Here is a 13750-nt window from a genome sequence, read left to right on the forward strand (position 1 = left end):
TTTTGGCACGCTGTTGAGTTCTCAAGGTGCGGACGCTTCCTTCGTTCCTGTTTCCAGGCCCTCCGGGCGCTTCCTGCGTTTCCGACTCTATCAGATCTTTTCGATCCGATTTCCTCGGTGCTTTCCGGTCCCGAATTTGTTTTCCTCGGGGCCTTCCGGCATGTCCACTACTTTAGCCGATTTCCCTGGCGGCTCATAATCGAGCCTTTCGAAACGAATTCCGGCATGCCGAAATAAGCCCCGAGGGGATTCGTCGCAGTGAGTGGGTGGCCGCTCTCGGGGTGCTTGAAAAAGCACCACCGTCTCAAGCGGCTCGGGCCACGTTACGCCTCCGCCCTTGCCGGGTCAAGTCGGCGCTTCCGGGGCGTGTGGGGACGGTACGGGCTGACCGTGGGGTCGTCGGCGATCCAGAAGCGCCAGGGGTGCGGGGCGCCGTCGCCGCCGACGCCCGTGCGCGGGCCCGTACGGATCAGGGAAGGGGCCGGCGGGGTGCCCGTGAGAACCGCTAGAGGTCCGTCCGGACCTGCGCAGACGTCGGTGCCGTTCAGGGAGCCGGGGACGTCGAGGGCGGTGGCGAGGCGGGCCGGGCCCTGCGCCAGCTCCGTGTCCTTGCGGGCCGAGCGGCGGCGCGGGCGGGCCAGGTCGGAGCCGTACAGGATTTCGCCCGCTCGGAGCAGTACACCGCTCGCCTCGCCCTCGGGGCCGCACACCAGGTTCAGGCAGTGCCACATGCCGTAGGTGAAGTAGACGTACGCGTGTCCCGGCGGGCCGAACATGACCGAGTTCCGGGGTGTGCGGCCGCGGAAGGCGTGCGAGCCGGGGTCGATCGCGCCGGCGTACGCCTCCACCTCCGTGAGTCTCAGTTCGACGCGTCCCTCCTCGGTGTTCCTGACGAGGGTGCGGCCGAGGAGGTCCGGGGCCACGTCCAGGACGGGGCGGTCGAAGAAGCTCCGCGGGAGCGGCGTACGGTCGGGGCTCTCGCTCATGGCGTCCGAGCGTAATCGGGAGCGTCGTGGAACCCGCTACGGTCGTCGCGCGTATGTAGGGGACAGGAACGAGAAGGAGAGAGTGGCATGGGATTCAAGAAGCTGCTGGCGAGCCTGGGTGCCGGTGGGGCGACCGTCGAGACGGTGCTCACCGAGGAGAACGTCGTCCCGGGCGGCGTCGTCCAGGGCGAGGTCCGGATCCAGGGCGGTGGCGTCGATCAGCAGATCGAGGGCCTGTCCGTCGGTCTCCAGGCGCGCGTCGAGGTCGAGGGCGGCGACCAGGAGCACAAGCAGGACATCGAGTTCGTGAAGGTGCGCCTCGGCGGTGCCTTCGAGGTGAAGGCCGGCGCGGTGCACGTGGTGCCGTTCGGCCTGGAGATCCCGTGGGAGACCCCGATCAACACGATCGGCGGACAGCGGCTGCACGGCATGGAGCTCGGTGTGTCCACCGAGCTGGAGATCGCGCGCGCGGTGGACTCGGGCGACCTCGACCCGATCAACGTGCACCCGCTCCCGGCGCAGCAGGCGATCCTCGACGCCTTCATCCAGCTGGGCTTCCGCTTCAAGAGCGCGGACATGGAGCGCGGGCACATCCGCGGCACCCGCCAGAAGCTGCCCTTCTACCAGGAGATCGAGTTCTTCGCGCCGCAGCAGTACCACGGCCTGAACCAGGTCGAGGTCAGCTTCGTCGCGGACGACCGCGAGATGGACGTCGTCCTGGAGATGGACAAGAAGCCGGGTCTGTTCACCGAGGGCAGCGACTCCTTCCGCGCGTTCAAGGTGGGGCTCGCCGACTACCAGGCGACCGACTGGAAGGCGTACCTCAACCAGTGGCTCGCCGAGGTCGGCGGCAAGCGCAGCTGGTCCTAGTACGGACGAACCGGAGGTCTGACATGTCCGAGGGTCAGAGGGCACCGCTCCCCCACGCCTTCCATCCGCCGGTGGCGGAGTTCAGCGTGGTGAGCGACGACGTCCCGCCCGGCGGGGTGCTGAAGGACGCTCAGGTCCACGCGGAGGGGAACGTCTCTCCGCAGCTGCGCTGGGACGGGTTCCCGGCGGAGACCAAGAGCTTCGCCGTGACCTGCTTCGATCCGGACGCGCCGACGGGCAGCGGGTTCTGGCACTGGGTGCTCTTCGACATCCCGGCGTCGGTGACCGAGCTTCCCGCCGGGGCCGGCTCGGGCTCCTTCGAGGGGCTGCCGGCCGGTGCGGTGCACGCGCGGAACGACTACGGGTCGAAGGAGTTCGGCGGGGCCGCCCCGCCGGCCGGGGACCCGGCGCACCGCTATGTGTTCACCGTGTACGCGGTGGACACGGAGAAGCTGGGGCCGGACGCCGACACCTCGCCGGCCGCCGTCGGATTCAACCTGCGTTTCCACACGCTGGGCCGCGCCCAGCTGGTCGGTGAGTACGCGGCTCCCGCCGCAGGCTGATCGTTCGTTTGTTGTTTGCCTGCTTCTGGTCTTGGAGAGATCAGAAGCAGGCATCTTTTGTTGCGCACGAAATTGCGTTGTCCGACCCCGGCCGGCCCGGCCATCGTTTGATCCACGCCCGAGAGCCCTATGGGGGGCCGGGCCGGCACAACGGGAGGTGGGCATCATGCGGGACACGCTGGTTCTCAACGCGAGCTTCGAGCCGCTTTCGACGGTCACGCTCAATCGCGCGGTGGTGCTCGTCCTTCAGGACAAGGCCGTCGTCGAGCAGTCCCATCCCGATCTGCGGGTGCGCGCGGCCGCCGTCGACCTGCCGGTGCCCCGGGTGATCAGACTCTGCCGTTTCGTCCGGGTGCCGTTCCGAAGACAGGCCCCGTGGTCGAGGAGGGGGGTGCTGGTCAGGGACCAGCACCGGTGCGCGTACTGCGGGAGGCGCGCGACGACGGTGGACCACGTGGTGCCGCGGGCGCAGGGTGGCGGGGACAGTTGGCTGAATACGGTCGCCTCCTGCGCGGAGGACAACCACCGCAAGGCGGACCGGACTCCGGAGCAGGCGGGGATGCCGCTGCTGTTCGAGCCGTTCGTGCCGACGCCCGCGGACGCGATGCTGCTGGCCATGCGGGCCGGTGAGCGGTCGGAGCTGCCGGAGTGGCTGGCCCGTACCGCCGCCTGATCCGTACGGACGTGAGAGGGCCCGCCCCCGGCCGGGGGCGGGCCCTCTCGTCATGCCGGGGTCACTTCAGGGTGAGCTGGAGGATGGCGACGACGCCGACGGCGATGATGACGCCGCGCAGGACGGCCGGCTTGAGGCGACGGCCGATCTTGGCGCCGATCTGGCCGCCGAGGGTGGAGCCGACGGCGATGAGGAGGACGGCGGTCCAGTCGAACTCGGCGACGAAGAGGAAGAAGACGGCGGCGACGCCGTTGACGAGGGCGCCGAGGATGTTCTTGACCGCGTTGATCCGCTGGAGGTCGTCGTGGAGGAGCAGGCCCATCAGGGAGAGGTAGAGGACTCCCTGGGCGGCGCCGAAGTAGCCGCCGTACATGCTGGCGAGGGTGAGGCCGACGAGGAGGACGGGGCCGCCGTCGGGGTGGGCCTCGGTGCCGGTGCGCTCGCGGCGGCGCTGGACGGCGGCGGCGATACGGGGCTGGAGGACGACGAGGACCAGGGCCAGTCCGATGAGGACGGGGACGATCGCGTCGAACGCCTCGGAGGGCAGGGCGAGCAGCAGCATCGCGCCGACGAGACCGCCGACGAGGGCGGCGGCGCCGAGGCGGAGCACCCGGCGGGTCTGGCCCTTGAGTTCGCGGCGGTAGCCGATGGCCCCGCTGATGGAGCCGGGGACGAGGCCGAGGGCGTTGGAGACGTTCGCGGTGATCGGAGGGAGTCCGGTCGCGAGGAGGACCGGGAACGTGATGAGCGTCCCCGATCCGACGATGGTGTTGATGGCGCCGGCGCCGATGCCGGCGACGAAGACTGCCAGGGCTTCCCAGATGGACAAAGCCGTTTCCTCACATGGTCAGTGGCTCGCCTCCCCGCCCTGTGCGCGGCAAGGGTCGAGGGGCTCGCACCGATCATGCACGGAGTTACGTGTACGTGTCACTCAACGAGTGGCACGGGTCAGTCGACGGTGGGTTCTTCCCGCCTGGCGGCCGGGACGTCCTTGCTGAGGTTCGGGGCGCTCTGGCCCATGGTGCCGAGGGCGCCGGAGAGGCCCTTGAGGGCGTCGCCGATCTCGCTGGGCACGATCCAGAGCTTGTTGGCGTCGCCCTCGGCGATCTTCGGGAGCATCTGGAGGTACTGGTACGAGAGGAGCTTCTGGTCCGGGTCGCCGGCGTGGATGGCCTCGAAGACGGTGCGGACGGCCTGGGCCTCGCCCTCGGCCTTGAGGGCCGCGGCCCGGGACTCGCCCTCGGCACGGAGGATGGCGGACTGCTTCTCGCCCTCGGCGCGGAGGATCTCGGACTGGCGGACGCCCTCGGCCTGGAGGATGGCGGCGCGCTTGTCGCGGTCGGCGCGCATCTGCTTCTCCATCGAGTCCTGGATGGAGGTCGGGGGCTCGATGGCCTTGAGCTCGACGCGGTTGACGCGGATGCCCCACTTGCCGGTGGCCTCGTCGAGGACGCCGCGGAGGGCGGCGTTGATGTCCTCGCGGGAGGTGAGGGTCCGCTCCAGGTCCATGCCGCCGATGATGTTGCGGAGCGTGGTGACGGTGAGCTGCTCGATGGCCTGGATGTAGCTGGCGACCTCGTAGGTCGCGGCCCGCGCGTCGGTCACCTGGTAGTAGATGACGGTGTCGATGTTGACGACCAGGTTGTCCTGGGTGATCACCGGCTGGGGCGGGAAGGGGACGACCTGCTCGCGGAGGTCGATGCGGTTGCGGATGGTGTCGATGAACGGGACGACGATGTTGAGGCCGGCGTTGAGCGTGCGGGTGTAGCGGCCGAAGCGCTCCACGATCGCGGCGCTGGCCTGCGGGATGACCTGGATCGTCTTGATCAGGGCGATGAAGACGAGCACCACCAGAATGATCAGGACGATGATGACTGCTGACATCGTGTTCCCCGTGCCCTTCGCTGCCGGTTGTCTGCCGGGTTTCTTCCGATGATCGAGTTTCCCAGACGCCGGGACGTCATGGGCGGGCTTCGGTCACCTGACGTCGGTCAGATGACGACGGCGGTCAGATGACGACGGCGGTCGCTCCTTCGATCTCGACGACGTCGACCTCCTCGCCCGGTTCGAAGACGCGGGTGGCGTCGAGGGAGCGGGCGGACCAGATCTCGCCGGCGAGCTTGATGCGTCCGCCCTCGGCGTCGACCCGTTCCAGGACCCGGGCCTGACGGCCCTTCAGGGCGTCGATGCCGGTGGCGAGGGCGGGGCTTCCGGCGCGGTGCCGGGCCGCGATGGGGCGGACCACGGCGATGAGCGCGACGGAGACGACCACGAAGACGATCACCTGCGCGACGACGCCGAAGCCGAGGGCGGCGGTGACCGCGCCCGCGACCGCGCCGACGGCGAACATGCCGAACTCCGGCATCGCGGTGAGGACCAGGGGAATACCGAGCCCCACCGCGCCGATCAGCCACCAGATCCATGCGTCGATGTCCACACGGTCATGGTAGGGCGGGTGGGGCCGGATGGGACAGGGCGCGGTGGGGTGGGGTGCCGTGGCTGTGCGGGTCACGGCGGTTCACGGCCCTGCGGGGCGGGGCTACTTGAGGGGCAGGCCCTGGGCGGTCCAGCGCTCGCCGACGCGCTCGACGACGAGCGGGAGGCCGAAACAGCGGGAGAGGTTGCGGGAGTTGAGCTCGTCCTCCATGGGTCCCGCGGCGAGCACCTTGCCCTGACGGATCATCAGGACGTGGGTGAAGCCGGGGGCGATCTCCTCGACGTGGTGGGTGACCATGATCATGGAGGGGGCGTACGGGTCCCGGGCCAGGCGGCCGAGGCGGCGGACGAGGTCCTCGCGGCCGCCGAGGTCGAGGCCGGCGGCGGGCTCGTCGAGGAGGAGGAGCTCGGGGTCGGTCATCATCGCGCGGGCGATCAGGGTGCGCTTGCGCTCGCCCTCGGAGAGGGTGCCGAACTTCCGGTCCAGGTAGTCGTTCATGCCGAGGCGGTCGAGGAAGGCGCGGGCGCGGGCCTCGTCGACCGGGTCGTAGTCCTCGTGCCAGGTGGCGGTCATGCCGTACGCGGCGGTGAGGACGGTCTGGAGGACGGTCTGGCGCTTGGGGAGCTTCTCCGCCATGGCGATGCCGGCCATGCCGATGCGGGGGCGCAGCTCGAAGACGTCGACGCCGCCGAGGCGCTCGCCGAGGACGGTGACGGTGCCGGCGGTGGGGTAGAGGTAGCTGGAGGCGAGGTTGAGGAGGGTGGTCTTGCCGGCGCCGTTCGGGCCGAGGATGACCCAGCGCTCCCCCTCCTTGACCGACCAGGAGACCCCGTCCACCAGAGCGCGTCCGTCGCGGACCACCGATACGTCCACCAGCTCCAGTACATCGCTCATGAGCGCGTTGTCTCCCCTTGCCGTCGAGTCGTGTCGGCTCGTGTCGTCGCCTTGGGCCGCGGGCGCGGCGTCCACGGGAAAACCTACGTCATCGGCGGGGCGGGCCGGTCCCTAGGGCGTCGTTCGGGTCCTTAGTCTGGGGGGATGCTTTCGGAACCACGTTCAGGACGCCTGGCCGCCTGGGGCAACGCCCTGCTGGCCGGGGCGGTGTCGCCGGACGACGCGGCGCTGGCGATTGTCGGGGAGGACTCGGTGCACCGCGTGGCGGGGCTGCCGGGTGAGGCGGGTCCGGTGGGGCTGACGCTGGCGCTGGGGCGGCTGCGGCGGCTCGGGGTGACCGGGTGGCGGGTGGCGCTGCCCGCGCCGGGACATCCGCTGGGGTTGAGCGGTCCGCCGGACTTCAACGCGCGCGCGTTGGAGGCGGAGGAGGCGGTGGTCGGGTTCGGCGCGCCGTACGGGCTGGTGCCGGAGGTCGCGGAGGCGGGGCCCGCGGGTGACGTGCACGTCGAGGTGGTGTGGCGCTGTCTTCCGGTGCGGGAGGCGCCGCCGGCGGACGTGCCGTCGCTGAGCGAGGCGGAGCGGGAGCTGGCGGAGGCGCTGCGGGACGCGACGGCGGCGCTGACGCGGCTGGACGTGGCGGCGGCCGGGCCCGCGGCGGAGGCGGCACGGGAGGCGTACCGGGCGCGGGCGGAGGTGGGCCGCGAGGTCCTGGCCCCCGGCTACCCGCCGCGCGCGGTGAGGGTCCTGGAGCTGGCCCAGCGGATCGGCCTCTTGGTCGACCTGGCGTACGGCAACGGGCACGGCGGTGCGGTGAGCGCCTCCGAGATGGCGGCCCGCGCGGAGGTCCTGCGGCCGGTGGAGCGGGTGGCCCGGCGGGCGCAGGTCGCTGCGTACAACGCGTATGTGGAGGAGCGGGAGCGCGAGCGGAGGGTCTGACCCCTTCGGGGTCGGACGACCGTGTGCCCGCGGCGGGGCCGCGGGGAAAGGCGACGGCCCCCGGAGGGAGGCTCCGGGGGCCGTCGGGGGTGGGTCAGGCGTTGAGGGCGCCGTTGCCGAAGGCGGGGTTGAGCAGGCCGATCACGTTGATCGTGTTGCCGGAGGCGTTCACGGGGACGTGGACCGGGACCTGCACCAGGTTGCCGGAGGCGACACCCGGGGAGTTGAGGGCCTTGCCGTTGGCCTCGGCGCCGTGGGCGGAGGCGACACCGGCACCGGCGGCGACGATGCCGCCGGCGACCATGGTGAGGGCAGCGGCCTTCTTGAGGTTCTTCACTTGGTACTTCCTCCTGGTCATCGCTGCGGCCGGTCCGCCGCAGCATGCCATGGAGAACGCCGCCGGCCCCTTCGGGTTGCGCCGAACGGGGGATGTACACCCGACGGTATGACGTTCTGAACGGGCGTGCGCCCCGGCGCGTGACGGGAGCGTTTCACGTGGTGAGGCCGTGGCGGACCGCCCAGAGGGCTGCCTGGGTGCGGTCGGCCAGGTCGAGCTTCATGAGGATGTTGGAGACATGGGTCTTCACCGTCTTCTCGGAGAGGACGAGGGCCCGGGCGATCTCGCGGTTGGAGCGGCCGTCGGCGATGAGGCCGAGGACCTCGCGCTCGCGCTCCGTGAGGGTGGTGCCCCGCCCCGTACCGCCCTGGGGGTCGTCCTGGGCGAGGAGGGCGCCGGCGACCTCGGGCTGGAGCAGGATGTGGCCGGCGTGGACGGAGCGGATGGCGCCGGCGAGGGCGTCGGGGTCGACGTCCTTGTAGACGTATCCGGAGGCGCCGGCGCGCAGGGCGGGGACGACGGTGCGCTGCTCGGTGAAGCTGGTGACGATGAGGACCTTCGCCGGGTTGGCGAGGGCGCGCAGGCGCTTGAGGGCCTCGATGCCGTCGGTGCCGGGCATTTTGATGTCCATGAGGACGACGTCGGGGCGGAGCTCCTCGGCGCGGGCGACGCCCTCGGCGCCGTCCGCGGCCTCTCCGACGACCTCTATGTCGTCCTGCACCTCCAGGAAGGTGCGCAGGCCGCGGCGGACGACCTGGTGGTCGTCGACCAGGAGCACGCGGATGGGCTTGTCAGCCACCGGGGACCTCCATCTCGATCGTGGTGCCCTCGCCGGGGGCGGAGGTCACGGTGAGGGCGCCGCCGACTCCGGCGGAGCGGTCGCGCATGGACACCAGGCCGAGGTGGCGGCCGGCGCTGCGGACCGTCCTCGGGTCGAAGCCGCGGCCGTCGTCGGTGACGGTGAGCCGGGCGCCCTGGCCGTGCCGGGCGAGCCCGACGGTGACCACGGCGGCGTCGGCGTGCCGCAGCGCGTTGTGCAGGGCTTCCTGGGCGACCCGGAGGACCGCCTCCTCCTGGGCGGCGGGCAGGGCGCGGATGCCGGGGCTGTCGAAGACGACCGTGGCGGTGTGGGCGCGGTCGAGGACCTGGACCTGGGTACGGAGGGTGTGGACGAGGCCGTCCTCGTCCAGGGCCGCGGGGCGGAGCTCCACGACGGCGGCGCGCAGCTCGTCGGCGGCCTCGGCGGCGAGCGCGGCGACCTGCTGGAGCTCGTCCTTGGCGCGGGCCGGGTCGCGGTCGACGAGGGCGGCGGCGGCCTGGGCGGTGAGCCGGAGGGAGAAGAGCTTCTGGCTGACGGCGTCGTGCAGCTCGTGGGCGAGCCGGGAGCGCTCCTCGGCGATGGTGAGCTCGCGGCTGCGCTCGTAGAGCCGGGCGTTGGTGAGGGCGATGGCGGCGTGCTGGGCGAGGATGCCGAGCAGCTCCTCGTCCTCGGCGGTGAAGCCGCAGCTCCCCTCGGGCTTGGGGCAGCGCTTGTTGGCGAGGAAGAGGGCGCCCAGGGTCTCGTCGCCGTCCCGGACGGGGAGGCCGAGGAAGTCGGAGAGCTCGGGGTGGGCGTCGGGCCAGCCGCCGAAGCGGGGGTCCTCGCGGACGTCGGCGAGCCGCTCGGGCTCGGCCTTGTGGAGCATCGCGGCGAGGACGCCGTGCTGCCGGGGCAGCGGGCCGATGGCCCGCCACTGCTCGTCGGTGACGCCGTCGACGACGAACTGGGCGAAGCCGCCGTGGTCGTCGGGCACGCCCAGGGCCGCGTACTCGGCGTCGAGAAGCTCGCGGGCGGAGGCGACGATCGTCTTGAGGACGTCGCGGACCTCCATCTGCCGGCTCATCGCCAGGAGTGCGGTGCTCACGGCCGCGAGGCCGGAGCTCGGTCGGTGGCTCATGACTTCACCGTACCGGCGGGGTGTGACCGTCCGTATGGGGCTGTGGACGGCGGTGGAGGGGGTCGCGGGACCTAGGTCGAAGTGCCCGGCGGGTCGGCCGGCGGGGTGGGCCCGGGGGTAGGAGGGAGCACGCGCGCGCGTGTGCGTGCGTGGGAGGGGCCTGCGGGTGCTGAAAAGGGCCTCGGCTCCGGGAGGGCGGGGCGGCGCGGGGCTTCGTACACCCGGGCGGTGAGGCCCCGGCGCCTCCGGTACGACCTCGGAAGGCGGGCCTCTCCTCCTTGCGGTGGAGGGCGCTCACTGTGTGCGTTGCTGACGCAACGTGCGGTGAGTTTGTTACGGGGCCCATGTGAGCCCGCGCATAGGACGCAGGTCACTTACGAAGCTCGCTAGTGGTGCGGTTCGGGGTGGTTCGGGGTGGGACGAACCGGCCCTGAAGGCATGTGTCGGGCGGGTGCACCGGCCCCTGATCCACTACCCGGGATCGTACGTCACACCTTTGCCACGGCATTTTGCTGCCGCTAAGAATTGCCCCCGTCGCCGCCGAGCAGGCGCAGCGCCGCCCCGGCCCAGCGACCCCCAGCGATTCGAAGAGGTAGTCCTGCAATGTCTCAGAACACCCCTGGCCACAGTCGTGGTCTGAAGAAGACCCACAAGGCCACGATCGCCGGCGTCGCCGCCCTGGGCGCTGCCGCCCTCACCCTCTCCCTCGTGCCGGGCAACGGCTCCACGGAGACCGAGCCGCAGGCGCTGCACACGAGCCAGCGGGTGGCGTGGTCGTACGACGCGAGCAGCCCGCAGGCGAAGGCGCTGGCGGCGAGCGTGTCCGACCAGCACACCACCATCGGCCTGAAGGCCAAGCAGGAGGCCGAGGCGAAGGCCAAGGCTCAGGCCGCGGCCAAGGCGAAGGCCGCGAAGGCCGCCAAGGCGGCGAAGGCCAAGGCCGAGGCCAAGGCGAAGGCCGACGCGGCCGCGAAGAAGCGGGCCGCCGAGGCGAAGGCCGCGGCCAAGGCCAAGGCGAAGGCCGCCGCGAAGAAGCGCGCCGCGGCGAAGGCGGCCGCGAGCCGCTCCGTCGCCCGCACCCCGGTCTTCGCGAACAACCTCGACGGCTGGATCCGCGAGGCGCTGTTCATCATGGACAAGCACAACATCCCGGGCACGTACCACGGCCTGCACAAGAACATCATGCGGGAGTCCAGCGGCAACCCGCGGGCCATCAACAACTGGGACATCAACGCCATCAACGGCGTCCCGTCCAAGGGTCTGCTCCAGGTGATCTACCCGACCTTCAAGGCGTACCACGTGAAGGGCACCAAGTTCGACCAGTACGACCCGGTCGCCAACCTCGTCGCCGCCGCCAACTACGCGGCCGACCGCTACGGCTCGATCGACAACGTCAACAGCGCGTACTGAGTCGCGCCGACAGCGCCGGAGGGCGGCACCCCGTGTGGGGGTGCCGCCCTCCGGGCGTGCGTGCGGGGGGGGCCGGGGGCCGGGGCCGCTACTTGCGCATGACCTCGGGCTCGTGGCGGCGCAGCAGGCGGGCGACCAGGACGCCGAGGACGGCGGTCATGACGAGGAGCACACCGATGTTGAAGCTCCACTGGCCGACGCTGTGCTCCCACAGGGGGTCCAGGTCGGTGGGGTTCTTCGGGTCCCACGGCGCCATGAGGTGCGCGAGGTCGAGCGTGGTGCCCGCGCCGGCGATGGCCCAGCGGGAGGGCATGAGCCAGGCGAACTGCTCCAGGCCGGGCGAGCCGAAGACCTTGAAGAGGATGCCGGTGAAGACGACCTGGACGATCGCGAACATGACGAGCAGCGGCATGGTCTTCTCGGCGGTCTTCACCAGCGCGGAGATGACCAGGCCGACCATCATCGAGGTGAGGCCGAGCGCGATGACGACGAGGCAGAGCTCGACGGCCGGCGGCATGAGCAGGCCCTCGGCGGGCAGGTCGCGGATGGCGAAGCCGATGGCGCAGAGGATGACGCCCTGGAAGGCCGTGATGACGCCGAGGACGATGACCTTGGACATCAGGTAGGCCGAGCGGGAGAGGCCGGTGGCGCGCTCCCGTTCGTAGATGACCCGTTCCTTGATCAGTTCTCGGACGGAGTTGGCCGCGCCGGAGAAGCACATGCCGACCGTGAGGATCAGCATGATGATGCCGGCGTCGCCGTTGAACCGGGACGGCGGCGTGGGCGGGGCCAGGCCGAAGTCGGCGGGGATGACGACGGAGACCGAGCCGATGACCGCCGGGAGGATCACCATGAGGGCGAGGAAGCCCTTGTCGGAGACGATCACCGAGGTGTAGCGGCGGATCAGGGTCCACAGCTGGGAGCCCCAGCCCTGCGGCTTGGGCGGGCGGGACATCGCCTGCTGCGGCATGTGGACGGGCTGGGCGGCGACGGCGTCGATGTCGGCGGCGTACAGCTGGTAGTGCTGCGAGCCCTTCCAGCGGCCGGCCCAGTCGTAGTCGCGGTAGTTCTCGAAGGCGGAGAAGACGTCGGCCCAGGAGGAGTAGCCGAAGAAGTTCAGCGCCTCGTCCGGCGGGCCGAAGTACGCCACCGAGCCGCCGGGCGCCATCACGAGGAGCTTGTCGCAGAGGGCCAGCTCGGCGACCGAGTGGGTGACGACGAGGACCGTGCGGCCGTCGTCGGCGAGGCCGCGGAGCAGCTGCATGACGTCGCGGTCCATGCCCGGGTCGAGGCCGGAGGTCGGCTCGTCCAGGAAGATCAGCGAGGGCTTGGTCAACAGCTCCAGGGCGACCGAGACGCGCTTGCGCTGGCCGCCGGAGAGGGAGGTGACCTTCTTCTCCTTGTGGATGTCGAGCTTCAGCTCGCGCAGCACCTCGTCGATGCGCGCCTCGCGCTCGACCGTCGCCGTGTCGCCGGGGAAGCGGAGCTTGGCGGCGTACCGGAGGGCCTTCTGGACGGTCAGCTCCTTGTGCAGGATGTCGTCCTGCGGGACCAGACCGATGCGCTGGCGCAGCTCGGCGAACTGCTTGTAGAGGCTGCGGTTGTCGTAGAGGACGTCGCCCTCGTTGGCGGGCCGGTAGCCGGTGAGCGCCTTCAGGAGGGTGGACTTGCCGGAGCCGGAGGGGCCGATGACGCCGATGAGGGACTTCTCGGGGACGCCGAAGGAGACGTCCTTGAGGATCTGCTTGCCGCCGTCGACGGTGACCGTGAGGTGGCGGGCCGAGAAGGAGACCGAGCCGGTGTCGACGAACTCTTCCAGCTGGCCGCCGACGATCCGGAAGGTGGAGTGGCCGACGCCGACGATGTCCTGGGGGCCGAGGAGGGCGGAGCCGCCCTTGGGGATCGGCTGGCCGTTGACGTAGGTGCCGTTGTGGGAGCCGAGGTCGCGGATCTCCATGCGGCCGTCGGGCGTGGCGTGGAACTCGGCGTGGTGGCGCGAGACCTGGAGGTCGGAGACGACCAGCTCGTTCTCGAGCGCACGGCCGATGCGCATGACGTGCCCGAGGGAGAGCTGGTGGAAGGTGGTGGGGCTGCGGTCGGAGTAGGCCGACGACGCCCCCGCGGCGGCGTGGCTCTGCTGGACCGGCTGCTGGACCGGCTGCTGGACGGGGTGGTGGCCCTGGTGGTGGCCCTGGTGGGGCACCTGAGGAGGGACGTGGCCGCCGTGCTGGGGTGCGGGCTGCTGCTGCCAGACGCCCGGCTGGGGCTGAACGTCGTGGGCGGGCCACTCGGCCTGCTCGGCGGGCTGCTGCGCGGGGTGGACCGGCTGGACCGGGGTGCCGCCCTGGTGGACGTGGGCCGGCTGTCCGGCGGGCTGGGCCTGTCCGGCGTGCGCGGCGGAGAGGTTCAGGCGCGGTCCGTCCGTCGGGTTGCCGAGGTGGACGGCGGTCCCGGGGTGGATCTCCAGCTGCTGGAGCCGCTGCCCGGCGACGAAGGTGCCGTTGGTGGAGCCGTGGTCCTCGATGACCCAGCTCCGGCCGTTCCAGCTGATCGTGGCGTGCCGCCACGAGACCCTGGCGTCGTCGATGACCAGGTCCCCCTGGGGGTCGCGGCCCAGGGTGTAGGCCCGGGACGGCTCCAGCGTCCAGGTCCTGCCGTTGAGTTCGAGTACGAGTTCTGGCACTCCATGCCCCACTGTGTGTCCCCC

General features: G+C 71.1%; 14 protein-coding genes. 5 read left to right on the plus strand and 9 right to left on the minus strand.

Annotated elements, in window-relative coordinates; genetic code table 11:
- Nucleotides 1-323: 323 nt before the first annotated feature.
- A complete protein-coding gene (locus ACFXMG_RS37365; RefSeq protein WP_383822329.1) occupies nt 324-986 on the minus strand; it encodes a DNA-3-methyladenine glycosylase in 663 nt (220 codons plus the stop codon).
- Between the two features lie 87 nt (nt 987-1073).
- Between ACFXMG_RS37365 and ACFXMG_RS37370 the strand changes: the two genes are divergently transcribed.
- The 3 genes from ACFXMG_RS37370 (at nt 1074) to ACFXMG_RS37380 (ending at nt 3092) form a co-directional block, all read left to right on the plus strand.
- Entirely contained in the window at nt 1074-1856 is a 783-nt protein-coding gene (locus ACFXMG_RS37370) for a sporulation protein (RefSeq protein ID WP_383822326.1), read from the plus strand.
- A gap of 23 nt (nt 1857-1879) precedes the next feature.
- Entirely contained in the window at nt 1880-2419 is a 540-nt protein-coding gene (locus tag ACFXMG_RS37375; protein WP_383822323.1) for a YbhB/YbcL family Raf kinase inhibitor-like protein, read from the plus strand.
- A 166-nt stretch (nt 2420-2585) separates the two neighbouring features.
- Entirely contained in the window at nt 2586-3092 is a 507-nt protein-coding gene (locus ACFXMG_RS37380) for an HNH endonuclease (RefSeq protein ID WP_031015619.1), read from the plus strand.
- Between the two features lie 61 nt (nt 3093-3153).
- On the opposite strand, the gene ACFXMG_RS37385 is transcribed toward ACFXMG_RS37380, so the two are convergent.
- The 4 genes from ACFXMG_RS37385 to ACFXMG_RS37400 form a co-directional block, all read right to left on the minus strand.
- On the minus strand, nt 3154-3921 hold the full coding sequence (locus ACFXMG_RS37385; RefSeq protein WP_383822320.1) for a sulfite exporter TauE/SafE family protein: 768 nt from the start codon (nt 3919-3921) through the stop codon (nt 3154-3156).
- A 119-nt stretch (nt 3922-4040) separates the two neighbouring features.
- The gene (locus ACFXMG_RS37390; protein WP_383822317.1) at nt 4041-4976 is read right to left on the minus strand and encodes an SPFH domain-containing protein; all 936 of its coding nucleotides are present in this window, start codon (nt 4974-4976) and stop codon (nt 4041-4043) included.
- A gap of 124 nt (nt 4977-5100) precedes the next feature.
- Complete coding sequence (locus ACFXMG_RS37395; RefSeq protein ID WP_383822314.1) at nt 5101-5529, minus strand: NfeD family protein; 429 nt, start codon at nt 5527-5529, stop codon at nt 5101-5103.
- Nucleotides 5530-5631: 102 nt separating this feature from the next.
- Nucleotides 5632-6423 (minus strand): ABC transporter ATP-binding protein, encoded by a 792-nt coding sequence (locus tag ACFXMG_RS37400; protein WP_383822311.1) that lies wholly within the window; start codon nt 6421-6423, stop codon nt 5632-5634.
- A gap of 144 nt (nt 6424-6567) precedes the next feature.
- Between ACFXMG_RS37400 and ACFXMG_RS37405 the strand changes: the two genes are divergently transcribed.
- On the plus strand, nt 6568-7359 hold the full coding sequence (locus ACFXMG_RS37405; protein ID WP_383822309.1) for a hypothetical protein: 792 nt from the start codon (nt 6568-6570) through the stop codon (nt 7357-7359).
- Nucleotides 7360-7453: 94 nt separating this feature from the next.
- On the opposite strand, the gene ACFXMG_RS37410 is transcribed toward ACFXMG_RS37405, so the two are convergent.
- The 3 genes from ACFXMG_RS37410 to ACFXMG_RS37420 form a co-directional block, all read right to left on the minus strand.
- The gene (locus tag ACFXMG_RS37410; protein WP_383822306.1) at nt 7454-7696 is read right to left on the minus strand and encodes a chaplin; all 243 of its coding nucleotides are present in this window, start codon (nt 7694-7696) and stop codon (nt 7454-7456) included.
- A gap of 154 nt (nt 7697-7850) precedes the next feature.
- Nucleotides 7851-8495 carry a response regulator gene (locus tag ACFXMG_RS37415; RefSeq protein WP_383822303.1) on the minus strand — a complete coding sequence of 215 codons (645 nt, stop codon included), beginning with the start codon at nt 8493-8495 and terminating at the stop codon, nt 7851-7853.
- The gene (locus tag ACFXMG_RS37420) at nt 8488-9633 is read right to left on the minus strand and encodes a GAF domain-containing sensor histidine kinase (protein WP_383822301.1); all 1146 of its coding nucleotides are present in this window, start codon (nt 9631-9633) and stop codon (nt 8488-8490) included. Before ACFXMG_RS37420 ends, ACFXMG_RS37415 begins: the two co-directional genes overlap by 8 nt.
- A 603-nt stretch (nt 9634-10236) precedes the next feature.
- On the opposite strand from ACFXMG_RS37420, the gene ACFXMG_RS37425 reads away from it, so the two are divergent.
- Entirely contained in the window at nt 10237-11043 is an 807-nt protein-coding gene (locus tag ACFXMG_RS37425) for a transglycosylase SLT domain-containing protein (protein ID WP_383822299.1), read from the plus strand.
- An 88-nt stretch (nt 11044-11131) separates the two neighbouring features.
- Here ACFXMG_RS37425 and ACFXMG_RS37430 read toward each other — a convergent pair whose 3' ends face one another.
- On the minus strand, nt 11132-13738 hold the full coding sequence (locus tag ACFXMG_RS37430) for an FHA domain-containing protein (protein WP_383822297.1): 2607 nt from the start codon (nt 13736-13738) through the stop codon (nt 11132-11134).
- Nucleotides 13739-13750 lie beyond the last annotated feature (12 nt).

The sequence above is a fragment of the Streptomyces sp. NPDC059201 genome (assembly GCF_042754585.1).
Taxonomy (GTDB): Bacteria; Actinomycetota; Actinomycetes; order Streptomycetales; family Streptomycetaceae; genus Streptomyces.

Bases quoted from the DNA above. Each gene is read 5' to 3' on its own strand.
- ACFXMG_RS37375 (WP_383822323.1), top strand. From the start codon at position 1,880: ATGTCCGAGGGTCAGAGGGCACCGCTCCCCCACGCCTTCCATCCGCCG.
- ACFXMG_RS37365 (WP_383822329.1), bottom strand. From the start codon at position 986: ATGAGCGAGAGCCCCGACCGTACGCCGCTCCCGCGGAGCTTCTTCGAC.
- ACFXMG_RS37405 (WP_383822309.1), top strand. From the start codon at position 6,568: ATGCTTTCGGAACCACGTTCAGGACGCCTGGCCGCCTGGGGCAACGCC.
- ACFXMG_RS37380 (WP_031015619.1), top strand. From the start codon at position 2,586: ATGCGGGACACGCTGGTTCTCAACGCGAGCTTCGAGCCGCTTTCGACG.
- ACFXMG_RS37390 (WP_383822317.1), bottom strand. From the start codon at position 4,976: ATGTCAGCAGTCATCATCGTCCTGATCATTCTGGTGGTGCTCGTCTTC.
- ACFXMG_RS37400 (WP_383822311.1), bottom strand. From the start codon at position 6,423: ATGAGCGATGTACTGGAGCTGGTGGACGTATCGGTGGTCCGCGACGGA.
- ACFXMG_RS37370 (WP_383822326.1), top strand. From the start codon at position 1,074: ATGGGATTCAAGAAGCTGCTGGCGAGCCTGGGTGCCGGTGGGGCGACC.
- ACFXMG_RS37420 (WP_383822301.1), bottom strand. From the start codon at position 9,633: ATGAGCCACCGACCGAGCTCCGGCCTCGCGGCCGTGAGCACCGCACTC.
- ACFXMG_RS37425 (WP_383822299.1), top strand. From the start codon at position 10,237: ATGTCTCAGAACACCCCTGGCCACAGTCGTGGTCTGAAGAAGACCCAC.